The following is a 26996-nucleotide window of genomic DNA, read 5'->3' as shown; positions in this document are numbered from 1 at the left end:
GATATACCCTTAATCGTTACATCCTAGGGCCAGCATTGCGGCGTGCGTCGTCATATGGATATGATCGTAACCGATTTTATTGATTAGCTCCGACTGTTTGAGCCGATCCATCACCGGTCCCTTAATGTCAGCCAGGTGAAACTCAACCCCGGCATCACGTAGTTCATCGATAAGATGTTCAAGGGTGTGGAGGGCACTCGAGTCAATAAAGTTGATAGCTGAACCGATCAATACCAGATGTTTCACCTCTGGTCGTTCGGCAACGATCTGCAACAACGCACTCTCAAGATAGCGCGTGTTAGCAAAGTAGAGACTTTCATCAACCCGTACTGCCACCACGTGCGGCCAGGTCTTGACCTGATGACGTTCAACGTTGCGGTATACCTCGCTATTGCCAAGGCGCCCGACAATCGCAATGTGCGGACGACTGGTTCGCCACAGATAGAGGATTAATGCCGAGGCAACACCGACAAAGATACCGTTTTCGATACCCAGGGTGAGTACACCCAGAAAGGTGATAAGCCAGGTAAACGCATCGCCGCGATTAGTACGCCAGATGCGCTGCGGTTCTTGCAGATCTACCAGGCCGATAACGGCCACAATAACTGTCGCCGCCAGCACAGCTTGCGGTAGGTAGTAAAAGATCGGTGTGAAAAAGAGCAAAATCACCGCGATCCCAAGGGCTGTTACCAGTGACGCCAGACCAGTGATCGCGCCGGCCTGGGCATTAACGACCGAGCGAGCAAAGCCACCGGTAACCGGATAGCCACTGAAGAAGCTGGCCGTCATGTTCGCTGCACCCAGGGCAACTAACTCCTGATCGGGATCGATAGCTTGTCGTCGTTTACTGGCCAGGGCCTTCGCCACAGCAATCGACTCGACGACGCTCACCAGGACAATTGTCAGTGCGGTTGGTAAGAGCGCCTGCATGTCGGCCATTCCGAACGGCGGTACACTTATCGGCGAAATACCGGGCGGAATTGCACCCACCACCGCAACGCGGGCAGTCTGATCGAGCTGCAATCCTTGTACAACCAGAATACCCAAAATGACGGTTAAGAGTGGTGCACCACTGACGATTAGTGTCACTGCCAATGGTGGCAAGCCGATGCGGCGCAAGAGCGGGCGCAAGCCCTGCCGGAAGAAGACGAGCAGGCCGATACTCGCCAGCCCGATGGTGAACGTGACCAGATTTGTCTGGCTTAAGCCAGCGATAGCCTGTATGATGGTTTCGTGCAGATGTTCACCGCCAATGCGGTAACCGAGAATATATTTCAACTGACCAACCGCAATGATCAGCGCCGAAGCACTGGTAAAAGCCGTCAGGACTGGATGCGAGATAAAGTTCAGAATCGCGCCTAACCGCAGTATACCCAACGTCAGTTTTATTACACCGACCATGAAGGCCAGTAAGAGCACGAGTTGCAGATACCGCTCGCTCCCCGGATCGGCAAGCGTACTTACCCCGTTAAACACCAGTAATGAGGTAATAGCCACCGGCCCTACGGAAAGCTGTCCGGAAGTACCAAGCAAGGCATATACAACGAGCGGTGCAACTGAGGCGTAGAGGCCGATCTGGGGAGGCAGACCGGCCAACTGGGCGTAAGCCATGCTCTGCGGGATGAGCATAATGGCTGTCACAATACCTGCCACAACATCGCTTGGCAGATGTTCACGACGGTAATGGCGCAGCCAGTTAAGAAATGGAAGGTATCGATAAATTGCCGCTAACAGCGCAGCCTGCACGCCAGGCTGCCGAGCTGAAACGGGTGTCATAACACTCCCCTACCTCTGCTGCGGATCGAACCGTTCAAAGAAATCGCTCGCGCAAAAATCAAATGTCTCGATAGCATCATCATCGTAACCGGCGGCACGTAATTCGGCCTCGGCCTGCTCACGGCTCCAACCTTGATGCACCATTCGGTAGAGCATCCAGATCAGGCCTACCCGAGTAGCACTTCGACAGTGGAACACAAGTTTACCGGTTGCCGGATCTTCGACAATACGTGCAAACTCGGCGAGATGTTCAGGTTCGAGTTCGTAAGCTGGCCAGGGAGCGTGTATATAACGGAGTCCCACTGCACGGGCTGCTACCGCCTGAACGGCTGCCCGTTCGGGGTCGCTCCGAATATTGAGAACTGTCTGATACCCGGCCTCAACAAAGCGTTGCCAGTCTTCTGGCTGTGGTTGTGCTGCCAGTAAAACGCGGTCGGTGACTGCATAACTGCGCAACGGTGCAACTTCGGTTTGCTGTTGGAGAGCGTTGCAAGTAGTCTGGTGTTGCATAACGGTGTCCATATCCTATCGTTTCTAGTAGATCGACCATACGAGGCGAGACGGCCGTCCTGTGCGCCGAAAGGGTACTCACTCCGGCTGTCTCTCCTTCTGTGTATCCTACGACTGACGATTGACCGGATAACCAGCGCGTTGCCAGGCGATCATCCCACCCACAACGTTGGTAACATTGGTAAAGCCATAGCGTTGGAGCATTTCACAGGCCACCTGACTGCGATTTCCTGAACGACAGATACAGACAATCGGCTGGTCTTTCGGAAGTTCGTTTAACCGCGTTGCCAGTACCGGCAACGGCAGCAAGCGCGCTCCGGCGACATGACCATCGTAAGCAAATTCCTCTGGCTGACGCACGTCAACCAGCACCATCGGAGTACGTGCATCCAGTTGCGTTTTCAATTCTTGCACCGTCATCGTTGCAACTTGATGTGGTTGTGCTTCTCGCAGATGACGAAATAGTTGGCGAAACATAATCACTATCCTTTCACAATAAACGACGGCGCGCTCATTGAGCGGTGATCGCGCCGTCGTCGATCAATAATCGCAGTTCAGTTTACCTATTTTTAGATAAACAGCGTTACTTTAGCACGGGCAGCGTCACCAAGGAAGGTAGCAACACCACCGGTCTCCAGACCATCTACCAGCTCTTCATCTTTGATACCGAGCAGTTCACGCGACATATCGCACACGACCATCCGCACCCCTAGCTCACGGGCCATTGCGAAGAGTTCTTCCGGCGACGCTACGTCGTGCTTCTTCATCAGATTCCGGATGATCTGCGCACCAATGCCGAAGAAATTCATCTGCGACAGACCAAGCTCACCCAGTTTGCCGGGAAGCATCGCGGTGAAGCCCTGTTCGAGAATGTTCTTGCCACTGAAGACCTTCTGTTTCTTTACTGCACTGATCCCCCAGAAGGTGAAGAACATACTTACTTCCAGGCCCATCGAAGCAGCACCGGTCGCGATAATAAATGCGGCAATGGCCTTATCGAGATCGCCGGAAAAGACTACCATCGCCAGCCGATCTTCGATCCCCTGAGCCGGTGATTGCTCAAGTGCCGCCACCCGCTGTTCAAGCTCTGCAATGCGGGCCAGCAGCGCCTGTGTATCAATCACTTCTGTGGTTGGAGTTGACATGGGTTTCCTTCCTACGCTGAAATCTTCCTAATCAGGCCGTGCGCCGCAGGTAGTGAACGTACAGCTCCTGTCCATTCTCTTGCACAGTCTCTTGCGCAATCAGTTCGACATTTTTAGCAGTCTTGGCCCATCCTTGAAAATCGGCCACCGACCCACGATCCGTCGAGATGACCTGCAAGACCTGCCCTACCGGTAATTCAGCGATTGCCTTTCGGCTCTTGACCAGTGGCATCGGGCACTTGGCCCCCTTTACGTCGAGTGTCTGATCGAAATGTGGCATAATGTTTCTCCTCCCTATGAATTGCTGGCGGTGGTAATGCACCTACTGCCGCTACTGCTTCTTATTGTATAACGTCTACCCGGCCAATGCACAAATATTCTTGCCTAGCTCAAGCTCGCTGGCCTTGCCTTCACACGGCTCAACCAGACCGATGTTCACCCGCTTGATCTCAACATATTCGGGCGGGAACACCGGCAGATGGCTCAACACGAAGGTAGTGAACTCTTCGAGCGAGCGCGGTCGCAGGCTATCGTTCTGAGCGCGTACCTGTGCAAACGGTGCCGCAAAGATACCATTCCCGGCATCCTCTTCAAGCGAGCTAAAGTGGGCTGGCAAGATGACCGTATCGTCGGTTAAATGACGTGGCAGCCACTCGAACATACTGCGGTAGAGGATTGGCGTCCAAGCCTCGCCTTTACCACCAAGATCGGGGCGTCCGAACGAACGCAAGAAGATACCATCACCGGTAAAGAGATAGCGCCCACCATCCGGTGTTTCAGCCAGGAAATTGACTTGACCAAGTGTATGACCAGGATACCAGATTGTTGTGATACGCACCTGGCCAATCTGGAACACCTGTCCATCCCGCAGCGGTTCGTAGGCAATCACCGCAGGTAACATATCGATTGGGTGAATGGCGTCGTAAGGATGGATATAGTACGGTGCACCAGTCTCTTTTGCCAGCGCTGGCCCGCCGCTGATGTGATCGGCGTGAACGTGCGTATCGAGGATAAGTGTGAGCTTCGCCCCAGCATGATCAATCAGCTCGCGGTATACATTGATATGGCGCAGCGGATCGATTAGCACCGCTTGCTCACCGCTAATGATAGCAAAACTCAGATCGCCACGAGCAGGACGGGCAATTTGTACAATCCGCCCCCACTCTTTGCTAACCACGTCACGAACATCGTAGTAGTTACCCCAGCCAATCATCCCTTCACTGAGCGACACCGCACGATAGCCGTGATTGTTCAGGACTTCGGCTACGTACTGTGAGGCGCCACCTTTAGCACAGACTACAACCACTTCTGTAACATCTTTCGGCATCCGGGCCAGTGCCGCCTCTTCATCCTCGATAAAGTCGAAGTACGGGAGATTAAGCGTGCGCAGGGTCGCATGACCTTCAATCGGCATTCGCTTAAATTCCTCTTCATTGCGCACATCAAGGATGAAGAATGGTTGTGCGCTCAGAAGACGGGCATACAGTTCGCGTGGTGAGATTTCAGTAGCTGTTGATTGATTTTGTGTCAACGTCATTGCTTGTAACCCCTTCATTTTTTGTGAACTGACTCACATTTTTCCTACAGCCGTAGCATACTGCGCGAACGTTAGAGTTATGCGAGGGTTTTGTTAGGATTTGGTAAGGATAGTCGTAGAGAGACCAGGCAATGGCAGCAACAGTACCTGGGAACGCCAGAGCAGTGTTCCGTTCGTAAAAGATCACCACCCAGGCCAACGGAAGAACAGATACGTCTGAAGATGATCCGTCGTGTGGACGATCCACGACCGATAAAACAACGCTACGATAGAGCCGTTATGGTTGCATTCGTTCAACAAAGGCAGGAATTCTCGCTATGTCTTCACCATCGGAAGCGATACTGGCTCGCTATGCCCAACGCAACTTCTGGTTAAACGTCCTCGATGGCAGTGCATTTACATTTGGGATCAGTCTGGTTTCGCGCTTTACAGTACTACCGTTAATCGTCGAGCGACTGACGGATGCCCGCTGGGTACAAGGACTCATCCCGGCAATCTTTTTTGCTGGCTGGTTATTGCCGGGGTTGTTTACAGCGCCCTTCATTGCAGCACAGCCACGACGGAAACCGTGGGTGTTACTAGCAACAATCGGTGAGCGGTTACCGTTCCTGGTACTGGGGATCGTTCTGCTGACACTTCCTGACCTGCCAGCAAGTATTTTGCTGGTTATCGTCTTGAGTTTATATGCCATCTTTGCAACCTGTGCCGGTTTAACATCTATCGCCTGGCAAGATTTGATAGCCCGCATCATACCAGCCCAACGTTGGGGGCTATTCTTTGGACTACAGGCTGGCTTAGGCGGTCTGTTTGGCATTGGCGGTGGGGTACTAGCAGCAACCATTCTGTCCCAGCAACCATTTCCGCAGAGTGCCGGCATCCTCGCCCTTATCTGCTTTGCAGCGATGGTGATTTCGTATATCTTTCTCGCCTTGACGGTAGAACCGGCGCAGGCGCCAATTCCTGCCCGTCCATTTCATGTCTTCTTACGGGGCCTCATACCGTTACTACACCGTGATGTTGCATTTCGTCGTTACCTTTTTTGTCGTGCAGCAATTGCATTCGGCTTAACAGGGCATAGTTTTCTGACGGCGGCTGCACTTGAGCAGTTTCAGTTGCCAGCCGCCGATATTGGGTTATTCACCAGTGTTATGCTGGCAGCGCAGGCAGTTGGAAATATCGGTCTGGGTGCGTTGGCCGACCGCTGGGGACACAAGCAAGTGCTGGTACTATCGGCAGGTATGGGTATGATAGCCCTACTACTGGCATTGATCGCACCAACAAGCATTTGGTTTTTCTTCGTCTTTGCTCTGGTTGGAGCAGCCCAGGCTGGTTATCAACTTTCCGGTTTTACGCTTGTCTTTGCGTTCAGCCCACCAGCAGAACGAACAACCTATATCGGGGTCGCAAATCTGGCATTGGCGCCAGTAGCAGCTATCGGGCCGATGTTCGTTGGTCTGTTGGCAACTTTTGCAGGTTATCACACTATGTTTGTCTTGCTGGCACTGGTAGGCATGGCTGGTATTGGAATGCTCCAGTGGCAGGTAACCGTACCGCTTCAGGTTAAACAAACGCCGTCGGCATGATGAATGACGTTACGTCTGCACCAAAACGTTAATGCCCGGTCGTGTCTGATACGCCGATGAATGTCATGCCTCGCTATGCCGTTTTCACGTCCGCTTGTCGCATCGGCGCGCCATGTGGAGGAGGGTTGGGGATCGCCCCCTATTCTCCCTGACGATACGGTGACAGGCATCCCTCGCTTCAAGGTGAAGAAGAGAGGGTTCGTGCTTCCTACGACAAGGCATCGTCTTGCCCCACTACTCAACGTCGGAGCGGCCTCCGTTGCACCGCTCGCCGTCGGGACGATGATCACGAGACACGCCCAATGGCGGCGCTACGGGGTAGGCCGCGTGGGCCTGGTCAATGCGCCAGGTGTAGGCGTACCGGGAGGGACGAGACGGCGCCTCGCCCCTACACGCCCTGCCAATGGTTCACAACGATAGTCACGGTGCGCCTCTCCGACATCTCCTGGCGCAGCAGCAGATCGGTCGGAGCACCGCGCCGCTGCGCCCATCCACTGGGAGGCATCGGTCGAATCAGCCTCCGTTGCACCGCTCGCTGTCGGGACGATGGTCACGAGACACGCCCAATGGCGGCGCTACGGGGTGGGCCGCGTGGGCCTGGTCGATGCGCCGGGTGGAGGCGTACCGGGAGGGACGAGACGGCGCCTCGCCCCTACACGCCCTGCCAATGGTTCACAACGATAGTCACGGCGCGCCTCTCCGACATCTCCTGGCGCAGCAGCAGATCGGTCGGAGCACCGCGCCGCTACGCCCATCCACTGGGAGGCATCGGTCGAATTAGCCTCCGTTGCACCGCTCGCTGTCGGGACGATGGTCACGAGACACGCCCAATGGCGGCGCTACGGGGTAGGCCGCGTGGGCCTGGTCAATGCGCCAGGTGTAGGCGTACCGGGAGGGACGAGACGGCGCCTCGCCCCTACACGCCCTGCCAATGGTTCACAACGATAGTCACGGTGCGCCTCTCCGACATCTCCTGGCGCAGCAGCAGATCGGTCGGAGCACCGCGCCGCTGCGCCCATCCACTGGGAGGCATCGGTCGAATCAGCCTCCGTTGCACCGCTCGCTGTCGGGACGATGGTCACGAGACACGCCCAATGGCGGCGCTACGGGGTGGGCCGCGTGGGCCTGGTCGATGCGCCGGGTGGAGGCGTACCGGGAGGGACGAGACGGCGCCTCGCCCCTACACGCCCTGCCAATGGTTCACAACGATAGTCACGGCGCGCCTCTCCGACATCTCCTGGCGCAGCAGCAGATCGGTCGGAGCACCGCGCCGCTGCGCCCATCCACTGGGAGGCATCGGTCGAATCAGCCTCCGTTGCACCGCTCGCCGTCGGGACGATGGTCACGAGACACGCCCAATGGCGGCGCTACGGGGTAAGCCGCGTGGGCATGGTCAATGCGCCAGGTGGAGGGGGACTCGTGCTACGGCACGCACCGGAAACTGAAGGCGCTGAATGTGATCTTTGCCGATTCACCATGCTTCAGCCAGCCAAGATTCGTACTACGGCACGAACCTGCTCCCCCGCATCTTTCCCCTTCGCGGATATGGTTGGATGAGATTGAAACGGACTTGACACCCACTCTAACCGATGCCTGTGATGAAGAGCATAATAGTCGAAAAAGACCAACCTTGTGACGATAATGAACACACGCTGTCAGTGCGTGCTGCTCTGTGTTTGCCCTACCGTTTGATGCAGGAAACACCGGACAGGTGAGAGCAACCAATACGGTGACGAACACGATAACGGCGATAGTTGGCGATGTGGTCTGGCACGAGTATATCGTAAGGGTTGAGCGAGCAATACGGTATTGGGTACGATTAACTCACACACCAGCCCTGACCTTAGTGCTGTAGCGGTAACAAAAATGCTGCGTAGATACACGGCAAGATCGCACCCTGGCGTTCGCTACACCGCTTACGCACCGGTAGCGAAAGAGACCGTATTTGATGGCATCACCGAAGGGGTAACCGGTAACGCAGGCCCACAGTAGAACAACCGGTTGTCACGCCAGTCGGCTAACCCAATCTCGGTCAACCAGGCAATCACCGTTGAAGCACGGCGTTGAGCTGTTGAGTCGGCAAGTGGGGCAAGCTTTTGCAAGATACGAGCAACATCGTTACGGGTAAGTCCTTCGGGAGCGCCCCGCAAAGCAGCGATCACTGATCGAGTTGGTTCATAGCGGAACAACTGGCGACGTAGCGCAGCACGTTGATCGGCGCGGTTATAGCGGACAAAAGCGAGACCAAATTTGGTGAGCTGGGCTGTTTCAGCCTGTTCGCCGATCTCGATCAGCCCGATAATGCGAGCAGCCTGCATGTAGTAGAGTCCCTGACGCTGACCTTTTGCACCGATGTAGGCACCAATATCTTCAGCCGTCACTCGTCCACGTGCAATTGCTTCAGCTACACGCGCTACATCCCAAAGGAGATCAGCCTGCGGAATATCAACTGAGGTCAGCATCACGTATCCTCCTCTTCCTTGCACGTACCTGCTCGTCGTCTATCATTACCATATCATATTAGAACGTTTGTGTCAATAGGAATTTTCAACATGCTTTCTCTTTCCAGGCAGTGGCGAGGTGAAGAGAGAGGGAGAGAATTGAGGAGTGAGCAGAATTGAAGCAATTCCCAACCCGTCTGCAATGCATGCGACAGCGTACAGCTTCCGGTTCTGACGAACCTCACGTTTCTCGTCTGGCCGATTATGCCCGTCTCTATACCGTTCAGCACGGGTTCAATTCTCCTGGCGGGGTGTTCGTGTGCTCATCCATGGTTTTCAAACATACCAGGTTCATGTTCGTGCAGATGAATGCGATACGCAGTGTATGCACCTTCCGTTCCATACCAGACAGTGCTTCATGCGAAGTGCTGTTTACTATCCATCGGCTCTCGTTGACGATTGCACGCACAGCGATGGTGTTCATACCCCAGGCACTTGAACGCATCTTCACCCGACCCGGAGGGAAATCAGGATGGGGTGATGGAGAGGGGGACGCCTTCTCCAACGGTGGGATGCCAGGAGGAAGGCGATGCGGGGGCATTTCCCCCAGATAATCGCGGGTGATCAACTCGGTCACCGACGATACATCGAAGTTGAGAACGCTAAAAACGCCTCATTTGAAATACACTCCTCCGCTCTCCCTTTTCTTCATTGCCCTTCTCGCTTCTCACGCTCAATTACGGGTATGATACATGTGGCACGAGTACAGTTATAAAATGGAGGCAACAGATGACAGGATATGAGGAATTACCGCTAACGGCGTCACATGAAGTAGCAATTATCGGCGCCGGGCCAATCGGGCTTGAACTGGCAGTCTGTCTTAAACAGGCTGGTGTTGACTATATTCAGTTTGATGCTCATCAGATCGGCTATACTATGACCTGGTGGCCGCGGAATACGAACTTTTTCAGCACCACCGAACGCTTAGCGATTGCCGGTGTACCAATTCAGAATAACCATCAGCAGCGCATTACCGGTGAAGAGTATCTGGCATACTTGCGTTCGGTGGTTGAGTTGTTCGATCTCCATGTCCACACCTACGAGCCGGTTACTGAATTGGTACGTGATCAGGATGGCTTCACGCTGATTACTCGACCAATCAGTGGTGAACGGCGCTATCAGGCTCGAAAAGTCGTACTGGCAATCGGTGATATGCACTATCCGAATCGGCTCGGTATTCCCGGTGAAGATCTACCACACGTAAGCCACTATTTCCATGATCCGCACGAGTATTTTCGCCGTCGGTTGTTGATTATCGGCGGGAAGAATTCGGCGGTTGAGGCAGCACTACGTTGCTGGCGAGCGGGTGTACAGGTAACACTGGCGTATCGACGTGCGCAACTTGATCCCAATCGGGTGAAACACTGGTTGCTGCCAGACTTTATGGCTCAGGTTGAAGCTGGAACAATTCGATTTTTAGCGCAGACAAGCCCGATAGCAATTGATACGGGCGGTGTACTGCTGGCGCATACCGATGACGATGGTCAACCGACGGCTGAACAGTTCTACTATCCGACCGATTTTGTGCTGCTGGCGACCGGCTTTCGTGGCGATCAACGTTTGCTTGAACAGGCAGGCGTCATCTTGCAAGGGCCGAATCGGGTGCCGGTTTATAATCCGGCAACGATGGAAACCAATGTTCCTGGCTTATATCTAGCTGGTACGGTTGCTGCCGGTATTCAGCAACGTTATACCCTCTTTATCGAGAACTGTCACGAACACGCTGGCAAAATTACGCAGGCAATTACCGGACGTTGGCCAGCACGTTTAGGTGATGTAACGAGCCGTAATTACCAGCTTAGCTTCGAGCAGATTGCGGCGAACTGAGTCTTCGGATGCACAGAGCTTTTCAATAGCCGATAGAGGTGGTGCGAGGTGTGAGAAGTGGCGCGATTCCCAACCGCCCCATGCCGCGTCGTTACCGAACATACCTGTCCGTACCCGTAGGTCACCATCCTCCCCTGCTTCGGGAGGAGACTGGGGGAAGGTGAGGAGGGCATGCCTCTCCTTTCCTTGCCCCCGGTGGGAGCAGAGGAGACAGTCTCTACCAGAGATCTCTTGCCAGAATCGATGATTTTGCAGTATAGTATGGGCGTGCGGGGCTGTAGCTCAATGGATAGAGCACCGACCTTCTAAGTCGATGGTTGCGCGTTCGAGTCGCGCCAGCCCCGCCAGTTTCCCCAGTATGTTCGCTCGTGCAGCTACCAGAACCTAGCAGGCTTAGTGTCAGAGGTTGAGTCAGGCTGTTCGTATAACCGCAGCGTGCGCGGAATGAAGATATGCGCATCCGCTTGCGCTCAATCTTGCGTCTCTCCCTCAATATCGAGCAGAGTACGTTCAAACACTCTCGAAACGATAATCCCCACTTCCTACCTCATTCCCCGGCAACAACAGCACCATTGGCAAGCACTGCCAACAACTCGCGTAGCGTAATTCCTTGCAACGTTGGATGTCGTAGCGAACGATCTCCATAGATCGTATAGTAGTTATGCCGACCCTCACGCACGTGCGAGATGTACCCTTCCTCGTGCAGGTCGTGAAGAATTCGTTGCACAGCACGTTCGGTAATGCCGACCATCTGTGCAATTTCTTGAGCCGTGGCCCGCGGATTACGGGTAATACACAGCAGAACATAAGCGTGATTGGTCAGAAACGTCCAACTCATAGAACAATCTTTCTAGGCGCACAAGGCAAACACCTGTTTCATAATGGTATTGTACCAGTGTTTGACCGGCGTGAGAGGGAAACGTTACCCGCAATGTTTTCTGTCTTTATCCATTACGGCAACGGGGTAAAGTGCGCACGCCATTCACGGATGATCTGAAGGTAGAAATCGGGGGGAAGGGAACGACCCTCACGGTCGGTATAGGCTGCCAGCGCAACAGCGGTATTTTCTGGCCACTCATTCCACGTCTCGATCAACACCAGATCGGTATCGCGGGGAATAGCCGCCAGGCTGGTACGCAGGAATGCTCCGGGTTCCACCGACCCACCGCCTGGTGGCTCATCGCGTGGTTGAATGCGCGGCTCGCGTACTCCCGGAATGCGTGAATTGTCGAAACCAGGGCCAACACTGCTTACCTTGAACCCACGCAACTCACCAGTGTACGGCCCCAGCAGAGCCGTCCCCCAACGATAGACACCATCAGCTACTTGTGCACTATCCGGTAAACCAGATGGCGGTGCTAATGCCTGAGGATTCAGCCAGGTCTCTTCCAGAATCAGCCAGGGTTCAACGCCAAAATCGGCCCGAAATGCATCCTTCACCGCTCGCCACAAGGTACCACTCAACTCCAGATTATCACAGCACAGAGCAGTGTAAGTAATAATGATGGGTCGTCCATTGATAGTGGCCCACATCTCGCGTGGTACCCGGTTGAAGAAATCGCGAATGTGCAGGTTGTAGAAGAAATAACCGCTCCGCGGATCACGCAAGGGGAGACGTGGAACATCAGGCCCAAAACGGTACCCTTGGCCAAGGAACTCTTGATACATTCCCTGTTGGGCGGTGGTATCGAGAAACATCCCGATTGCCAGAGGTTGTTCAAGCACACCGTTGGCCTGCACCAGGAGATCAAGCCGATCGTTGCGAAACCACGGATGCGGATGATCGCCCCAGCTCACCGGAAAGACCATATCAATACCGGTTGCTGCCATTGTCCGCAGCTCTTGCTCGTACCAGTCGTAGTTATACGAAGAGTAACTGAAGCCATCACGTGGATCAGGATCGCCGGGAAGTGGTGTCAACCATCCCGGTGGGACGGCAAGTAGTTGCCTCGCATCACATTCTTGCTGTGGACAGTTATACCAGTAGAAGAAGAAGGTGCCGAGAGGCGGTTCACGGCGCAGAGTCTGTGCCGTCTGAGCAGGGGCGGTAGCTGTTGGGATAACTGGGGTCGGAGACGAGGGTATGATCGTCGGTGTAGGGGGTAATGTGGGTGTTGCCCGACCTGTCGGTGATGGCAACACCGGTACTGGCGTCTCAGCAGGAACCGCAGATGGTGACGGATCAACCACCTGGAGCGGACTACAGGCTACCAGGATGGTGAACAGTAAAACTACAGTAAGCCAATACGTTATGATGCCGATTGAAAAACCACTGCGCTGCTTCATACACCAGCAGTATAGCACATCCGAATCGGTGAGGGAAAGAAAAATAGCGTGGGAATAGTTTCCCACGCTACCAACTGTTCAGATAACTGGTTTACTTCGCCGGCGCCATCTTATCGACCATCTTCGACATACCCTCATCATCGGTAATCGGGTTGCGCAGATTGTCTACTAGGTCCTGAATCTCTTTCGATGGTTCCTTCGTGAGCAAGCTCACCACCACAATCAAGATAATCGCCACTGGCAGACCAAAGATACCGGCGCCGAGATGTGAGATGCCAAGGACATTGAACGCTGGATTGACGTAGTTATTCGCCATGTAGAAGAGTGTAACGGCCAGACCACCGATCATTCCAGCAATGGCACCGGGGCCATTCGCACGCTTCCAGAAGATACCGAGCAACACGACCGGGAAGAATGTCGAGGCAGCCATCGAGAAGGCCCAGGCCACCATTTGGGCGATTAGGGCGAGGCGTGGCATTGCCAGGAGTGCAGCAATAACAGCAGCTACCACAATCATCGACTTACCCAGCACGATACGAGTGTTGAGGCTGGCCTTGGGGTTAATCGTGCGGAAGTAGATGTCGTGGGCAATCGCCGATGCAATCACCACGAGCAGACCGTCAGCTGTGCTGAGTGCTGCTGCCAGACCACCCGCTGCGATCATCGCGCCGATCGTGAAGGGGAGACCAGCAATATCCGGGGTCGAGAGCACGACCAGGTCGCCATCGATTCCATCAGCCGCAGCGCGGCCCAACTCGTTAAGCTGCAAGATGCCATCGACCCGTGCCTTCGTTACCACCGTACCAGAAATCTCACCAGCGCGACCCTTGCCCTCACCGATGTCCTCCCATTCTCCAAGATCGATCTTGCCATTGCCGTTCGCATCCTCAACGACCAGTGATTTGGCATTGATTAAGTTCTTCACCCAGCCCGGTTCTTTACCGATCTCAACTCCATCGAGAACCTTCAGGTCACGAATCACGATCAGACCGTTGCTAGCCCAAGTCTTCGTCCAACCGGGCAACTCACTGATCTGCTTACCGACCACATTTTCCAGAATTTGCCAGCGCGAGAAGGCAGCGTAGGCAGGCGCAGTAAAGTACAAGAGGAAGATGAAGAAGAGCGACCAACCAACGCTCATTCGGCTCTCACGAACGCTCGGCACAGTGTAGAAACGAATGAGGATATGTGGCAGACCGGCAGTCCCCAGCATGAGACAGGCCATCAGCGCGAGGAAGTTCCAGGGTGTACCACGCCAGTCACCCAACTCCGGCTTCTTAGGGTCTGGAATTGTTTGTGCAGCCGGTGGGGTCAGATTCAGCCCGAACTGTGTGTTGAGCTGCTTAACAGCATCGACTGCGGCAGCGTTGCTAAGGCCCTCGTTAAAGGGTGGAATATAACCACTGGTAATAAATTTCCCAGGGACTACTGGTGACTCGGTCTTCTTCGACAAACCCTGCTGAACTTCCAGCTCTTGAATCCGCTGAAGGGCCTGACCATAGCTCAACTGCGGAATCGGGAAACCAGTAAGCTGAATTGACAGAGCCGTTACCGGAATCAGGTATGCGGTGATCAGAATGATATATTGAGCTACCTGCGTCCAAGTTACAGCCTTCATTCCACCCAGGAACGAACAGACCAACACCCCCGACAGCCCAAGAATGACACCGATGGTGTAGTCAACGCCAACAAAGCGCTGCATGATGAGACCGACACCAACTACCTGTGCCGTAACGTAGGTCAGTGAAACAATGATCGCGCAGATGGCCGCTACAACCCGTGCCGTATTACCACCGAAGCGAGCACCAACGAAGTCAGGTATTGTGTACTGACCGAACTTGCGCAGATACGGCGCGAAGAGCAGCGCCAGCAGCACGTAGCCGCCCGTCCAGCCCATAATGTAGGCCAGACCATCGTAGCCGAGTAGCCAGAGAGTACCGGCCATCGAAATAAACGATGCCGCGCTCATCCAGTCGGCGCCGGTGGCCATGCCGTTGAAGACAGCCGGCACATTACGCCCAGCAACGTAGTATTCATCGAGCAGCTTGGTTCGCGAGAGAATACCAATCGTCGCGTAGAGGGCCATCGTTAGCAACAGGAAAATCCAGCCAATAATTTGGGTGGGTAAGCCGGCCAATACCTCCAGCAGCAACATTAGCAGGCTAAAGCCGATAAAACCAATCGTAAAGTAACCGTAGTAGCGTGCTAACCGGTTACGAAAAACGCTCTGGCTCTGAGCTGAAGCAGACATCAGTTCTCCTCCTTTGAAGATGAAAAGACTTTATTAGCGGTCACGATCACTCAAACCGTACTTGGCATCCAACTTGTTCATTGCGTAAGCGTAGTAGAAAATTTCGACGACGAAGACAATGAGCGATCCCTGACTGCCCATGTAGTAGCCGAGCGGAAAACCGGCAATGACGATGTTATTCAATGCTTCGACGAACAGGACTGGCACATACGAAACGGCAAACCAGATCACTAACAGAATGGTGATCAGGCGCAGATTCTCTTGCCAGTACCGACGGTTGCGCTCCGCCACCGGGAGCTTCGTTAGATCCGACATAGGACCTCCTTTAACGTGCTACACTGCTGCTTCCAGACGATGCACTCCGACCATTCCTGACCATACCAGTACTACTCACAAACCTGGTGAGAGGTGCCACATTCCATGGTTGGCAACAACAGTGCACTGGCTGGTATACAACATGCCGGTTATGCATCTCATATCGCGGTGAGATGATTGTAGCAATCCTTTTTCAGCACAGGTTAAGTTTTTTGTAAAGTTTTGGTAAATTATCCCTTGGTTTCAAGTGGAAAACCTCACAAGTAACGGGAGGAAGGGATGAAGGTGCTATAATCAGCAGGCGTGAGCATACAGTGCCTCATAAGATGCAACAGGACAAATGAGCAGAAAGGACATACAGCAATGACCAAAGGATCGGTTAGCCAGTTCATTCGTCATCATTTTCGGCATTTCAATGCGGCTGCATTAGTTGACGCCGCCGAGGCGTATCGCCGTCATCTCGATCAGGGTGGAAAGATGATGATTACCCTGGCCGGTGCAATGAGCACTGCCGAACTCGGCCTTTCCCTGGCCGAGATGATCCGGCAGAACAAAGTACATGCGATTTCCTGCACCGGCGCCAATCTGGAAGAGGATATTTTCAATCTGATCGCCCACGACTTCTACGAGCGAGTGCCCCATTATCGCGACCTGAGTCCGCAGCAAGAACAAGAGCTGCTGGAACGCCATATGAATCGAGTGACCGATACCTGCATTCCTGAAGAAGAAGCGTTGCGGCGCCTCGAAAAAGCCCTGCTCGATGAGTGGACGCAGGCCGATCGAACCGGTGAACGCTTCTTCCCGCACGAGTTTATCTATCGCATCTTGCGCACCGGTAAACTCGAACAGTATTACCAGATTGATCCACGCGACTCGTGGGTGTATGCCGCAATGGAGCGGAACCTACCAATTTACGTTCCGGGATGGGAAGACTCGACAACCGGGAATATGTATGCTGCTCATTGTATTACCGGCGAAATCAAGAATGTCCACACAGTACGTACCGGTATCGAGTATATGATCGATCTGGCCGACTGGTACACCCGCACTTCGGCAGAAGCCTCAATTGGCTTTTTCCAGATTGGGGGCGGTATTGCTGGTGATTTTCCGATTTGTGTAGTGCCAATGTTACATCAAGATTTAGGACGCGACGGTGTTCCAGTCTGGGGGTATTTCTGCCAGATCAGTGATTCAACCACGAGCTACGGTTCATATTCAGGTGCTGTACCAAATGAGAAGATTACCTGGGGGAAACTGGCAGTGGATACGCCTAAATTTGTCATCGAATCAGATGCAACTATCGTGGCACCACTGATCTTTGCGCTGGTGCTGGGTTGGTAACGTTGCGCTATTCCATGTTTGTTCACCACACAAGGTAACTTCCTTCCCTTTCCTCGTCAAATACGCCATCTGGGGCGGGTTTTACGCTCGCCCCCACCGCTACGGTGACTGGCATAACCGGCACGAAGCGTCATGTTGTTCCTTTGTCGAGTGCAATCGATCAGGTCCGAGACGACTGTGGAGTGGAAGCAGGAAACCGTTGCCCCGCACTTCCACTCCAAACGACTATAAACTCACCGCCACTTCTCCGACGTTCCCCCGACTATGTTATGCTACTCTTACCTGCATAGAGAATGCCTATGGCGAGCGAACCATTATTGCTTATAACCGGCCTCCTCTTGGCGATCAGCGTCGCCGCAACACGAGCATCAAACCGGTTTGGTGTCCCAGCCCTCATCTTGTTTATGGCTGTTGGGATGCTGGCCGGTTCAGATGGACCGGGCGGCATCGTTTTTACCGATGCCGCACTGGCTCAGCTTATTGGTGTGGTGGCACTTGTCTATATCCTTTTTTCAGGAGGATTAGACACGGACTGGAAGATCATCAAACCGGTCCTCACTGAAGGATTAATTCTTGCCAACGTTGGGGTATTGGTCAGTACGCTCATCGCTGCGATTGGTGCGCACTTTATTCTTGGCTTCGACTGGCCGCTTGCTCTGCTCTTAGGAGCGATTATCTCCTCTACCGATGCGGCTGCGGTTTTTAACGTCATGCGTTCACGCGGTATTCATCTCAAACACCGACTCGAACCGTTGATCGAACTCGAGTCGGGGAGTAATGACCCTATCGCGGTGTTTCTCACCATCGGCCTGACCCAACTGCTGATGAACCCTGAATCATCACTGCTAACACTAATCCCTCTGTTCATTATTCAGATGGTGTTAGGTACAGCCGGCGGATACGCATGCGGTCGAATCATGATCTGGATTATCAACCGCATTCGCTTACAACAAGAAGGGCTGTACGTTGTGCTGACGATGGCGCTAACGCTCCTTACTTACGGCTTTACAGCCATTATTGGCGGTAACGGCTTCCTGGCAGTTTATCTGGCCGGGATCATGCTGGGCAATGCGAACATTGTTCACAAACGTTCTATTCTGCGTTTTCATGACGGAATTGCATGGCTCTGCCAGATTGCCATGTTCCTGGTTCTAGGTCTGCTCGTCTTTCCATCACAACTACCGGCGATTGCCGGGCAAGGCCTGGCTATGGCGCTCTGGCTCGTCTTTGTCGCTCGACCGATCTCGGTGATCATCGCGATAGGCTGGTGGCGGTGCTCGCTTTCCCAACTCCTTGTGATCGCCTGGGCCGGATTGCGCGGTGCGGTACCCATTGTGCTGGCAACCTTTCCTCTCCTGGCCGGGGTACCCGATGCACCACTCCTCTTCAATCTCGTCTTTTTCATCGTGCTCATATCGGTGCTCCTTCAAGGGATTTCGATCCGCTGGGTGGCTCGTCGTCTCGGTGTGATGACCACACAAGCCGAAAGCGTTGACAGTCATCTCTTCGTTCCCGAAGTAAGTGGTGCTAGCCAAATCCTTGAAGCGTACATCCCTCCCGACTCAGAACTGGTCGGTAAATCGCTGATCGACGCCGATCTTCCGCGCGGTCTGCTCGTTGTTCAGATTCAACGTGACGAAGGCTACATCATTCCCAACGGAAACACTGTCTTTGCCCCCCATGATCGGCTTGTACTGCTCGTTGCTCCCACCGCATTACCGGCAGTAACCAGACTCTGCGCCAGTTGCAGTTTGCAGCCACTCAGTCCGTTTCAGATCGGTGCTCAGGGTCAGGTTGAGTCGCGAACGGTTGCGCAAGCGGAAACGAGGAACAAATCCACTGAAATGTAGCACAAACGAGTATAATACCTGCGAACCGTCATCGTACAGAGGAGAACATTCCTATGCAGAAAATTACGGAACGCAGCGCAATTCCTGATCGCTACAAATGGGATCCATACAGTATCTTTCCCTCACAGGCAGCGTGGGAGGCAGCAATAGATGAAACCGATGCAATGATTGCAACCGCCGCTCAGTTTCGCGGTCGGTTGCGAGAAGGTCCGCACGTGATCAACGAGTTCCTGGGGTTGAGTGAAGCCATTCTCCGCAATGTTGGTCAGATCACAGTGTTTGCCACAATGTTCTATGCCGTCGATACCAACGACCGCGAAGCAAGTGCGATGCGTGATCGTGCCATTGGGTTGCAGGCCCGTGCTAGCGCAGCGTTGGCATTTGGCGAACCGGAGCTGCTGGCAATAGGTGGTGAACAACTGCTGGCGTGGGCCGAGCACGATGAATCCCTGGCAACCTATACCCACTATTTCGAGCGACTGATCGCCCGTGCAGCACACGTTCGTTCGGCCGAGATCGAGGAGCTATTGGGGCAGGTACGTGATCCATTCGCGGCAGCTAGTGCGATCCATGGGGTGTTGGCTAATGCCGAATTACGCTTTCCGCCTGCCTGTGATAGTCAGGGTGTAGCGCATGAGATCACACAGGGAACGATTAACGCTCTCATTACCCATCCCGACCGAACCCTCCGTAAGAATGCCTGGGAGGGATATGCCGATGCCCATATTGCCGTTGAGAATACAATGGCCCAATGTCTTGCTGCCGGGGTCAAACAGAACGTTTTCATCGCCCGTGCGCGACGTTACGCTTCGGCATTGGAAGCAGCTTTAAAGCCGAATTTTATTCCATTGGAGGTTTTCCACAATTTGATTGCTACCTTTGAACGCCATGTACCGGTTTGGCATCGCTACTGGCGCGTGCGTCGGGCCGCTCTTGGCGTTGACGAGTTACACGTCTACGATACCAAAGCACCGCTGGCTACACCTCTGGTCGTGCCTTACGAGCAGGCAATTGAGTGGATTTGCGAAGGAATGGCACCTCTGGGTGCTGAATACGTGCAGATCATGCGGCGTGGTCTACAGGAACAGCGCTGGGTTGATGTCTATCCGAACCGTGGCAAACGCGCCGGTGCGTTTTCAACCGGTGCTCCCGGCACCCATCCCTTCATTATGATGTCGTATAACGATGACATCTTCAGTCTGAGTACCCTGGCCCACGAATTAGGCCATTCGATGCATTCATATTACACACGTCGCACCCAACCCGTCATCTATACTAATTATGGTCTTTTTCTGGCTGAAGTCGCCTCAAACTTCAATCAGGCGCTGGTGCGGGACTATCTGTTTAAAACGCTACCTGATCGCAACGCGCAGATCGCCATTATCGAGGAGGCGATGGCGAACTTCCATCGCTACTTCTTCGTTATGCCGACACTGGCACGTTTCGAGCTGATTATCCATCAGCGTGCCGAACGTGGACAGCCGTTAACCGCTGCAATTTTCAACGAACTGATGGCCGATCTCTTTGCCGAGGGATACGGATCAGAGGTCGTCGTTGATCGGGCGCGGGTTGGAAATACGTGGGCTCAATTCTCAACCCATTTATACGCCAATTTCTACGTGTACCAGTACGCAACCGGTATCGCCGGCGCCCATGCCCTGGCGGCACCCATTATTGCCGGCGAGGCTGGAGCGGCTGAGCGCTACATTAACGAATTTTTGAAGGCGGGCGGATCGCGCTTCCCCTTAGAGATTCTACGTCGGGCTGGGGTTGATCTAGCTTCTCCTGAACCAATTGAACGTACCTTTGCCGTGATGGCCTCGTACATTGATCGTTTGGAAACGTTGGTGAAAGCGGAGGAGTAGGAAACAGTATGCTGGCTCAAAGGAGATACGTATGCGATGGTCAATCAGGAGCGTACAGTTGGTCTCTCGCCGACGATTCAATCTGCTCCTCCTCTGTCTGGCAGGATTGATTGCGTTGTTCATTCCTGCGGTATCTGCCCAACCACCCTATCGTATCCACCTGCCATTAGTTGTGCGACCGGCCCAGAATCCGTTGCTAAGCGGAGAGGCTACGTACTATCTCGAAGCTGATGGGAGTGGAAGTTGCCTGTTTGACCCGATCCCTGGCGATCGTATGGTAGCTGCAATTAGTTACCTTAATTATGGCAATGCTGACTATTGTGGAGCGTATGTCGAAGTTTTCGGGCCACAAGGGAGTGTCATTGTTCGGATTGTCGATATGTGTCCGGATAATCCGGGATGTGGCTTAAACCATCTTGATCTCAGCCCAGAAGCATTTGATCGCATTGCCCCAAGAGCATGGGGCCGCGTACCAATTACCTGGCGTGTCATCAGTCCAATACTGAGCGGGTCAGTGCAGTTTCACCTCAAAGCTGGGAGTAATCCATGGTGGTTGGCATTTCAAGTGCGTAACCATCGCAATCCAATTGCGAAACTGGAATATCTCACTCCACAAAATCAATGGGTGCAGCTCAGCCGTACCACATACAATTACTTTATTCGCGAATGCAAGTGCGCGAATGGTGAGACTGGTCCCTTTACGTTGCGCATTACCGATATTTACGGGAATGTGCTGACTGAAATTGTACAATTTACTACTCTTTCACGGAATAGTAATTCTCCGGGTGAATTAGTGAATGGAAGCGGCCAGTTTCCTTACGGGCCGTAGCCTGATCAGACAGGGAAGGGGGCGAACAAAAGAGATTGGCTGCAAGCACTTATTGCAGCCCTGATAGCCCGGCAATCGCCTGGAAATGCTAAATACGCCGATGCCTTTGCAGCGAGTGGTCTCACCCTACCGGGGAGAGGTGAGACCAGGTAGGGGTGAGCAAACTGCTCAGACGAATTCAAACCGTTCCAGCTCGCTACGCCGGAACGAAGCGAATACAGACAGATCGCGAATCGTGCGCTGGATCAAATCGCGCTCAATGGGGTCGTTGTAGCTGCGAACGAGACGGCGAATAGCTTCGTGCCACTCAGGTGGTGGTGTGTAGCGATAGACCGGTTGACCAGCGGCTACATTAGCGACCGACAAAAAGCCCGCCGCAGTCAGGTCTTCTAAGGCTTGCTGTACACTCCATATATCGCGAAAGAGCCGCTCGGCAATCGCCGATGCCGTAAGCTCGGCGCGTGAATGCTCGTGAAACATAAGGAGCAAGTGTAGCTTCGTCGGCGTATCGAGTACATGCTCAAGCAGACGTTGGACGAGAGGATCGATCATAGCGTTGCTCCTTCCTCGGTGATCGACCATGATCACGCGATGAGATTCCTGATAAACGACTCCTACGTCGTGGGAGGAGCATGGAACGGGGCGCAAATGAAAAATGTTTCAGGTATCACAGGCAATTATACATCATTCTTTGATAAAATGCCATACCTTTGCCGACTTTTTTCACAACTTCAATGAACGAATCGCAACCAATATTGTTGTTTATGCAACCGTTTTGGGGCGAGTATAATGTAGGTGACTGTGTTCTATTGTCAGGAGGTTGTCAATGTCTACCATTCCCGTTGCAGTGCTCGGTGCAACCGGTGCAGTGGGCCAGCGCTTTATTCAATTGCTTGAAGGGCATCCGCTCTTTCGCGTGGTTGCATTGACCGGTAGTGAACGTAGTGCCGGCAAGAAGTATCGCGAGGTGTGCCGATGGGTGCTCGATACCCCAATGCCGGCAGCAGTAGCCGATCTGACGGTCCTCGATGCCGACGCCGATGTACCGGCACAGTTGGTCTTTTCTGCCCTACCTAGTACGGTAGCCGGCCCAATCGAACAACGGTTGGCTGCCGCCGGACATATCGTCTGCTCAAACGCTTCCAACCATCGGATGGAACCAGATGTACCGTTAGTGATACCAGAAGTGAATCCTGACCATCTGGCGTTGATTACCGTTCAGCGCCGACGGCGGGGATGGTCAGGTGCAATTGTCACCAATCCTAACTGTACTTCAACCCCGGCAACAATGGTGCTCAAACCATTGCTCGACACCTTTGGGGTGCGGCGAATGTTGTTGGTCAGCATGCAGGCACTCTCTGGCGCCGGGTATCCGGGTGTACCCAGTTACGATATTGTCGATAATGTCATTCCATTTATCGGTGGGGAAGAACCAAAACTCGAAGTTGAACCACAAAAGATGCTTGGTCAGTTGCGCGATGAGACCATCGTCCCTGCTAGCTTTACAACCTCGGCCCACTGCAACCGGGTGCCAGTCCTTGAAGGTCATCTCGTGTGTCTCTCGATAGAGCTTGAGCGGAAAGCCAGTTCAGACGAGATAGCGACTGTCTTGAGTAATTTCCGTGGGCTGCCCCAAGAGCTACGTCTGCCTACTGCACCTGAACAACCAATCATTGTTCGCAACGAACCGGATCGTCCTCAACCACGACGTGACCGCGATGCCGGTCGGGGAATGGCAACAGTCGTAGGACGGATTCGCCCCTGTTCGTTATTCGATATCAAGTTGATTGCCCTCAGCCACAATACCATCCGTGGTGCTGCTGGGGCTTCCATCTTAAACGCTGAATTGATGCATGCACAGGGGTGGCTGGCATGAATACGTGGGCAACAATTGCTGACCTTACCGATGATCGAGTGATCTATCGCGATCTGCAACCATGCGATACCAGTCTACCCGGTCTGACAACACTGCGTGCCATTTTAGGGCTACCGGCCAACGCCATCCCCCGCAAACGCGATGCGGCGTATGCTCAGGTGATGCTGTCCTTAGTGCAAGCTGCACAGGCTTTACGCAATGGCCCACCGATCACGACCGTAGTTGTGATCGGTGATACCGAGAATGATCGCCTCTTGACGGTACATCTCCAGGCGATTGGTACGATCACTACGTATGGATTTATAGGTGCTGATCGACCGGTCGCACCGGCATCATTAACCTGGGATGGTGTCGTTGCGAATGCTACCCGTTGGGCGCTTGTTCATGAATGGGCAGCAGCATTGACCAACCAGGGGATCGTCTGGCCGCAAACAGCCGTGCTTATCGACATCGATAAGACCCTTTTGGGGCCACGTGGACGTTCCGATGGTGCAATTGACGATGCTCGAGCAGAGGCTGCCTTGCGCGTGGCAACTGATCTGTTGGGTGAGCGGGTTGATCGCAGTGTCTTTCGCCAGCATTACACCGAATTATGTCGGCGCGAATGGCATGCGATTACACTCGATAATCAAGACTACACCGTTGCAATGGCACTCTTTGCAACGGTTGAGGTTTTTGATCTGCCGGCGATTGAGGTACAGCTAGAAGCTGGTCTATCACCAACCCTGCTTGAGTTATTAATCGCCGCGCAACAGGTTCCGGTAGAACTACAGGCATTGCGCCAGCAACTAATTGAACGGATCGAAGCAGGTGATCCGACACCGTTTACGCAGTTCCGCCGTGCCGAGCTAGAAACGACGGCAGCTCGTATGGCCGACGGACGGCTAACCCTGAGTAACGAGCTTTTCACACTGGGCCGACGGTTGCAAGCGCAAGGAGCATTGATCCTGGCGGCATCTGATAAGCCGGCAGAGTCGGCGTTACCAACACCCGAACAGCAGGCAGCCGGGTTCCTACCATTACACCGTACACCAGCCATACTTGACTGAGAATAAATGTGGCATTTCCCTCGCCTTCCTCTTCTCCCAATGGGAGGGAGGAAGGTAACATACTGGTGTGGCGCAGACAGGTTCCTAGCTCGCTTGTATCTGCCCGACACGGGATGAGCCGACAGAGAGGATGATTCGGCGTTACGTATGATGAGGAGTAACCCCGTTTGCATCCATAGAAAGGTGGGTGAGGACATTGCCCTCACCCACCCGTTGCGTTGGAGCTTATACGGAGCTTTCGTACCGAAACTTACAACCCAAATACATCGAGCATATACCGCAAATTCTCCAATGGAATAGGTTTAAGTAGAAACATATTAGCGCCTGCATTCAATGCGTATGGCTCAACCACCGGATCAGCCGAAATCATCACGATGGGCATGGTGTACCCTTCCTGACGTAATGTGAATGTCATGTCAATGCCGTCCATTTTCGGCATATGATAGTCGGTGATGATCAGATCATATTGATGACGACGAGCCAGTTTTAAGCCATCGGCGCCATGATTCGCCGTATCAATTTTCACACTGCGCCGCAATGCCTTCATTGCGTTTTGCAAGAAAGAACGCACGTTAGCTTCGTCTTCTACGATGAGGATGCGCATAGGTTCTCTCATTGACACTATTCCCAATACTACTTCATGAAACGATGCGATACAGCGAATTTCCTCATACTCTTGAATGTTTAAGTGTCATTACTAAGCTGTAATCTCCTGAAATGTGCTAAGATCGACTCTGGCGGCAGGATAGAGGAGGTTAGCATGCAGCAACGACAACGGCTTGGGGTTGTCACTGGTGGCTCGCTCCAGGAAGGATTGACAGTACGACTCGATGCCGGAACATCGGTCGAAGATATGCGGGTCGGGAAGTTTGTTGTCGTACAAGGGCAACGGTTCACCTTTTTTTCGATGGTGACCGATGTGCGTCTTGGGGCAACTACTCCCAAAGTCACGCTCGATCCGCCACCAGCCGATGAGTTTTTTACCAGCGTTTTGACAGGAACAACCACGTATGGCGAGTTGAAACTCGATCTTCGTTTGATGCTGCCACTCGATGGGAGTGCTGATCTGCTACCGGTGAGAACGGTACCACACCACTTCGCCCCCCTGTACGAAGCCAATGAAGCCGACTTCACCCAGGTCTTCGGTCGTGAAGAGGGCAGTCATTTCATGATTGGAACGCCGCTCGATATGGCCGTACCGGTCTGTATTGACCTGAACCGATTGGTTGAACGCTCAAACGGCGTCTTCGGGAAGAGTGGTACCGGTAAGAGCTTTCTGACTCGTCTGCTTCTGTGCGGCGTTATCCTGAGCGATGTGGCATCTAATTTGATCTTTGACATGCACAATGAATACGGATGGACTGCTCGTTCAGAGGGAAGTTCCTTTGTGAAGGGTTTGCGCCAACTCTTTGGGAGTAAGGTCGTGGTGTATACCCTTGCCGGTGGCACAGAGCGCCATTATCCCAGCGATGGTGAGATCGCTATTGGGTACGATCACATTGAACCAGAAGATGTACTCTTGCTCAGTGAGGAACTTAACCTGAACCCGACTGCCGCTGAGACGGCTGAATTGCTGGTTGACGCATACGGTCAACAGTGGTTGGCCAAACTCTGGGATATGAATCAAGACACGCTTAAGGCATTTGCGGAAGAGAAAAATGCCAGTCTGGCCTCACTCAACGCATTGAAGCGGAAGACGTTACAACTCAAACGGCTCGGTTTCGTAAAACCACACGCGGATCTCGCGACTGTTGATCTGTTAATCAATGCCTTGATGAGCGGTCGGCACGTCGTGCTAAGTTTTGGTCGCTACGATGATCCGCTGGCATACATGCTGGTTGCCAACGTTCTGACCCGTCGCATCCATCAACGCTGGCGGGAACAAACAGAACGCTACCTGCAAACGAAAAACGAATCCGATCGGCCACGTCCGCTGATGATCACCATTGAAGAAGCGCACAAATTTCTCAACCCGCGCCTGGCCCGACAGACGATTTTCGGCACCATCGCACGTGAAATGCGCAAATATAGTGTCACCCTGCTGGTCGTAGATCAGCGCCCATCATCCATTGATAGCGAAGTGCTGAGTCAGCTCGGTACCCGCATTACAGCGCTGTTAAGCGACGAGCAAGACATCGATGCCGTGTTTACCGGTGTCGGCGGTAGTAACCGACTCCGTGCAGTGCTTGCCAACCTCGATACCCGCCAACAAGCCCTTGTGCTAGGCCATGCCGTACCGATGCCGGTTGTCGTGCAAACGCGATCCTACGATGAGGAATTTTACCGCTTCGTTGAACAACGAACCCGGCGTGCTGCTACGCTCGTTCAGGCTCAGCAGGAAGTTGACGAGCTGTTTCCTGACTAGCTGCGAACAAGCTTTTGCCCATCACGCTCAACCTCCTACCTGGCCGCTGAGAACCTCATTTCCTCTCCTACGAAAAACGAGAAAGATGAG

General features: G+C 53.5%; 23 protein-coding genes and 1 tRNA gene. 11 read left to right on the top strand and 13 right to left on the bottom strand.

Annotation, left to right across the window (positions count from 1 at the left end; translation table 11 throughout):
* Positions 1 to 9: 9 nt before the first annotated feature.
* The 6 genes from QTO31_RS08225 to QTO31_RS08200 form a co-directional block, all read right to left on the bottom strand.
* On the bottom strand, positions 10 to 1776 hold the full coding sequence (locus tag QTO31_RS08225; RefSeq protein ID WP_301428709.1) for a SulP family inorganic anion transporter: 1767 nt from the start codon (positions 1774 to 1776) through the stop codon (positions 10 to 12).
* A 9-nt stretch (positions 1777 to 1785) separates the two neighbouring features.
* Positions 1786 to 2286, bottom strand: coding sequence for a protein tyrosine phosphatase family protein (locus QTO31_RS08220; RefSeq protein ID WP_301428707.1), 501 nt, complete (start codon positions 2284 to 2286; stop codon positions 1786 to 1788).
* A 108-nt stretch (positions 2287 to 2394) separates the two neighbouring features.
* Positions 2395 to 2763 carry a rhodanese-like domain-containing protein gene (locus QTO31_RS08215; RefSeq protein WP_301428705.1) on the bottom strand — a complete coding sequence of 123 codons (369 nt, stop codon included), beginning with the start codon at positions 2761 to 2763 and terminating at the stop codon, positions 2395 to 2397.
* A gap of 92 nt (positions 2764 to 2855) precedes the next feature.
* Positions 2856 to 3431 (bottom strand): DsrE/DsrF/DrsH-like family protein, encoded by a 576-nt coding sequence (locus QTO31_RS08210; RefSeq protein WP_301428703.1) that lies wholly within the window; start codon positions 3429 to 3431, stop codon positions 2856 to 2858.
* Positions 3432 to 3462: 31 nt separating this feature from the next.
* Positions 3463 to 3711 carry a sulfurtransferase TusA family protein gene (locus tag QTO31_RS08205; RefSeq protein WP_031460863.1) on the bottom strand — a complete coding sequence of 83 codons (249 nt, stop codon included), beginning with the start codon at positions 3709 to 3711 and terminating at the stop codon, positions 3463 to 3465.
* Between the two features lie 75 nt (positions 3712 to 3786).
* Complete coding sequence (locus QTO31_RS08200) at positions 3787 to 4968, bottom strand: MBL fold metallo-hydrolase (RefSeq protein ID WP_031460864.1); 1182 nt, start codon at positions 4966 to 4968, stop codon at positions 3787 to 3789.
* Positions 4969 to 5285: 317 nt separating this feature from the next.
* Here QTO31_RS08200 and QTO31_RS08195 point away from each other — a divergent pair, with 317 nt between their 5' ends.
* Positions 5286 to 6551 carry an MFS transporter gene (locus QTO31_RS08195; protein ID WP_301428702.1) on the top strand — a complete coding sequence of 422 codons (1266 nt, stop codon included), beginning with the start codon at positions 5286 to 5288 and terminating at the stop codon, positions 6549 to 6551.
* Positions 6552 to 8262: 1711 nt separating this feature from the next.
* Positions 8263 to 8406, top strand: a complete 144-nt coding sequence (locus QTO31_RS08190) for a hypothetical protein (RefSeq protein ID WP_301428701.1) — start codon at positions 8263 to 8265, stop codon at positions 8404 to 8406.
* 61 nt (positions 8407 to 8467) lie between these two features.
* On the opposite strand, the gene QTO31_RS08185 is transcribed toward QTO31_RS08190, so the two are convergent.
* Complete coding sequence (locus QTO31_RS08185; protein WP_031459903.1) at positions 8468 to 9013, bottom strand: AAA-associated domain-containing protein; 546 nt, start codon at positions 9011 to 9013, stop codon at positions 8468 to 8470.
* A 768-nt stretch (positions 9014 to 9781) separates the two neighbouring features.
* Here QTO31_RS08185 and QTO31_RS08180 point away from each other — a divergent pair.
* Both QTO31_RS08180 and QTO31_RS08175 read left to right on the top strand, forming a co-directional pair.
* Positions 9782 to 10879, top strand: a complete 1098-nt coding sequence (locus QTO31_RS08180) for an NAD(P)-binding domain-containing protein (RefSeq protein ID WP_031459902.1) — start codon at positions 9782 to 9784, stop codon at positions 10877 to 10879.
* A 271-nt stretch (positions 10880 to 11150) separates the two neighbouring features.
* A tRNA-Arg gene (locus QTO31_RS08175) sits at positions 11151 to 11226 on the top strand.
* Positions 11227 to 11426: 200 nt separating this feature from the next.
* Here QTO31_RS08175 and QTO31_RS08170 read toward each other — a convergent pair.
* From QTO31_RS08170 to QTO31_RS08155, 4 genes are all read right to left on the bottom strand, one after another.
* On the bottom strand, positions 11427 to 11717 hold the full coding sequence (locus QTO31_RS08170) for a helix-turn-helix transcriptional regulator (RefSeq protein WP_031459901.1): 291 nt from the start codon (positions 11715 to 11717) through the stop codon (positions 11427 to 11429).
* 113 nt (positions 11718 to 11830) lie between these two features.
* Positions 11831 to 13165 (bottom strand): DUF5010 domain-containing protein, encoded by a 1335-nt coding sequence (locus QTO31_RS08165; protein WP_301428700.1) that lies wholly within the window; start codon positions 13163 to 13165, stop codon positions 11831 to 11833.
* Positions 13166 to 13256: 91 nt separating this feature from the next.
* Positions 13257 to 15416: a sodium:solute symporter family protein gene (locus QTO31_RS08160; protein ID WP_301428699.1), complete on the bottom strand. Its 2160-nt coding sequence runs from the start codon at positions 15414 to 15416 to the stop codon at positions 13257 to 13259.
* Between the two features lie 33 nt (positions 15417 to 15449).
* Entirely contained in the window at positions 15450 to 15731 is a 282-nt protein-coding gene (locus QTO31_RS08155; RefSeq protein WP_028459820.1) for a DUF4212 domain-containing protein, read from the bottom strand.
* Positions 15732 to 16094: 363 nt separating this feature from the next.
* Between QTO31_RS08155 and QTO31_RS08150 the strand changes: the two genes are divergently transcribed.
* The 4 genes from QTO31_RS08150 to QTO31_RS08135 all read left to right on the top strand — a co-directional run bounded on the left by QTO31_RS08150 (position 16095) and on the right by QTO31_RS08135 (position 21616).
* Positions 16095 to 17072 (top strand): deoxyhypusine synthase family protein, encoded by a 978-nt coding sequence (locus QTO31_RS08150; protein ID WP_031459898.1) that lies wholly within the window; start codon positions 16095 to 16097, stop codon positions 17070 to 17072.
* A 299-nt stretch (positions 17073 to 17371) separates the two neighbouring features.
* Positions 17372 to 18922, top strand: a complete 1551-nt coding sequence (locus QTO31_RS08145; protein ID WP_301428697.1) for a potassium/proton antiporter — start codon at positions 17372 to 17374, stop codon at positions 18920 to 18922.
* Between the two features lie 53 nt (positions 18923 to 18975).
* Positions 18976 to 20787, top strand: a complete 1812-nt coding sequence (gene pepF, locus QTO31_RS08140) for an oligoendopeptidase F (RefSeq protein WP_301428696.1) — start codon at positions 18976 to 18978, stop codon at positions 20785 to 20787.
* 31 nt (positions 20788 to 20818) lie between these two features.
* Positions 20819 to 21616 carry an expansin EXLX1 family cellulose-binding protein gene (locus QTO31_RS08135; protein WP_301428695.1) on the top strand — a complete coding sequence of 266 codons (798 nt, stop codon included), beginning with the start codon at positions 20819 to 20821 and terminating at the stop codon, positions 21614 to 21616.
* A gap of 168 nt (positions 21617 to 21784) precedes the next feature.
* Here the strand turns inward: QTO31_RS08135 and QTO31_RS08130 are convergent, their stop codons facing one another.
* Entirely contained in the window at positions 21785 to 22168 is a 384-nt protein-coding gene (locus QTO31_RS08130) for a hypothetical protein (protein WP_301428694.1), read from the bottom strand.
* Between the two features lie 274 nt (positions 22169 to 22442).
* Here QTO31_RS08130 and asd point away from each other — a divergent pair, with 274 nt between their 5' ends.
* Both asd and QTO31_RS08120 read left to right on the top strand, forming a co-directional pair.
* Complete coding sequence (gene asd / locus QTO31_RS08125) at positions 22443 to 23492, top strand: aspartate-semialdehyde dehydrogenase (protein WP_031459893.1); 1050 nt, start codon at positions 22443 to 22445, stop codon at positions 23490 to 23492.
* On the top strand, positions 23489 to 24541 hold the full coding sequence (locus QTO31_RS08120; RefSeq protein WP_301428691.1) for a hypothetical protein: 1053 nt from the start codon (positions 23489 to 23491) through the stop codon (positions 24539 to 24541). Before asd ends, QTO31_RS08120 begins: the two co-directional genes overlap by 4 nt.
* Positions 24542 to 24791: 250 nt before the next feature.
* On the opposite strand, the gene QTO31_RS08115 is transcribed toward QTO31_RS08120, so the two are convergent.
* Positions 24792 to 25145 carry a response regulator gene (locus tag QTO31_RS08115; RefSeq protein WP_301428690.1) on the bottom strand — a complete coding sequence of 118 codons (354 nt, stop codon included), beginning with the start codon at positions 25143 to 25145 and terminating at the stop codon, positions 24792 to 24794.
* Between the two features lie 156 nt (positions 25146 to 25301).
* Between QTO31_RS08115 and QTO31_RS08110 the strand changes: the two genes are divergently transcribed.
* Positions 25302 to 26906: a helicase HerA domain-containing protein gene (locus QTO31_RS08110; RefSeq protein ID WP_301428689.1), complete on the top strand. Its 1605-nt coding sequence runs from the start codon at positions 25302 to 25304 to the stop codon at positions 26904 to 26906.
* Positions 26907 to 26996: the final 90 nt, after the last annotated feature.

It is taken from the genome of Chloroflexus sp. MS-CIW-1 (assembly GCF_030444705.1).
GTDB lineage: Bacteria > Chloroflexota > Chloroflexia > Chloroflexales > Chloroflexaceae > Chloroflexus.
This window is presented reverse-complemented; position numbering and strand designations above follow the sequence as displayed.

Coding starts and splice junctions, on each gene's coding strand:
- QTO31_RS08225 (WP_301428709.1), bottom strand. CDS start 1,776: ATGACACCCGTTTCAGCTCGGCAGCCTGGCGTGCAGGCTGCGCTGTTA.
- QTO31_RS08220 (WP_301428707.1), bottom strand. CDS start 2,286: ATGCAACACCAGACTACTTGCAACGCTCTCCAACAGCAAACCGAAGTT.
- QTO31_RS08215 (WP_301428705.1), bottom strand. CDS start 2,763: ATGTTTCGCCAACTATTTCGTCATCTGCGAGAAGCACAACCACATCAA.
- QTO31_RS08210 (WP_301428703.1), bottom strand. CDS start 3,431: ATGTCAACTCCAACCACAGAAGTGATTGATACACAGGCGCTGCTGGCC.
- QTO31_RS08205 (WP_031460863.1), bottom strand. CDS start 3,711: ATGCCACATTTCGATCAGACACTCGACGTAAAGGGGGCCAAGTGCCCG.
- QTO31_RS08200 (WP_031460864.1), bottom strand. CDS start 4,968: ATGACGTTGACACAAAATCAATCAACAGCTACTGAAATCTCACCACGC.
- QTO31_RS08195 (WP_301428702.1), top strand. CDS start 5,286: ATGTCTTCACCATCGGAAGCGATACTGGCTCGCTATGCCCAACGCAAC.
- QTO31_RS08185 (WP_031459903.1), bottom strand. CDS start 9,013: ATGCTGACCTCAGTTGATATTCCGCAGGCTGATCTCCTTTGGGATGTA.
- QTO31_RS08180 (WP_031459902.1), top strand. CDS start 9,782: ATGACAGGATATGAGGAATTACCGCTAACGGCGTCACATGAAGTAGCA.
- QTO31_RS08170 (WP_031459901.1), bottom strand. CDS start 11,717: ATGAGTTGGACGTTTCTGACCAATCACGCTTATGTTCTGCTGTGTATT.
- QTO31_RS08165 (WP_301428700.1), bottom strand. CDS start 13,165: ATGAAGCAGCGCAGTGGTTTTTCAATCGGCATCATAACGTATTGGCTT.
- QTO31_RS08160 (WP_301428699.1), bottom strand. CDS start 15,416: ATGTCTGCTTCAGCTCAGAGCCAGAGCGTTTTTCGTAACCGGTTAGCA.
- QTO31_RS08155 (WP_028459820.1), bottom strand. CDS start 15,731: ATGTCGGATCTAACGAAGCTCCCGGTGGCGGAGCGCAACCGTCGGTAC.
- QTO31_RS08150 (WP_031459898.1), top strand. CDS start 16,095: ATGACCAAAGGATCGGTTAGCCAGTTCATTCGTCATCATTTTCGGCAT.
- QTO31_RS08145 (WP_301428697.1), top strand. CDS start 17,372: ATGGCGAGCGAACCATTATTGCTTATAACCGGCCTCCTCTTGGCGATC.
- pepF (WP_301428696.1), top strand. CDS start 18,976: ATGCAGAAAATTACGGAACGCAGCGCAATTCCTGATCGCTACAAATGG.
- QTO31_RS08135 (WP_301428695.1), top strand. CDS start 20,819: ATGCGATGGTCAATCAGGAGCGTACAGTTGGTCTCTCGCCGACGATTC.
- QTO31_RS08130 (WP_301428694.1), bottom strand. CDS start 22,168: ATGATCGATCCTCTCGTCCAACGTCTGCTTGAGCATGTACTCGATACG.
- asd (WP_031459893.1), top strand. CDS start 22,443: ATGTCTACCATTCCCGTTGCAGTGCTCGGTGCAACCGGTGCAGTGGGC.
- QTO31_RS08120 (WP_301428691.1), top strand. CDS start 23,489: ATGAATACGTGGGCAACAATTGCTGACCTTACCGATGATCGAGTGATC.
- QTO31_RS08115 (WP_301428690.1), bottom strand. CDS start 25,145: ATGCGCATCCTCATCGTAGAAGACGAAGCTAACGTGCGTTCTTTCTTG.
- QTO31_RS08110 (WP_301428689.1), top strand. CDS start 25,302: ATGCAGCAACGACAACGGCTTGGGGTTGTCACTGGTGGCTCGCTCCAG.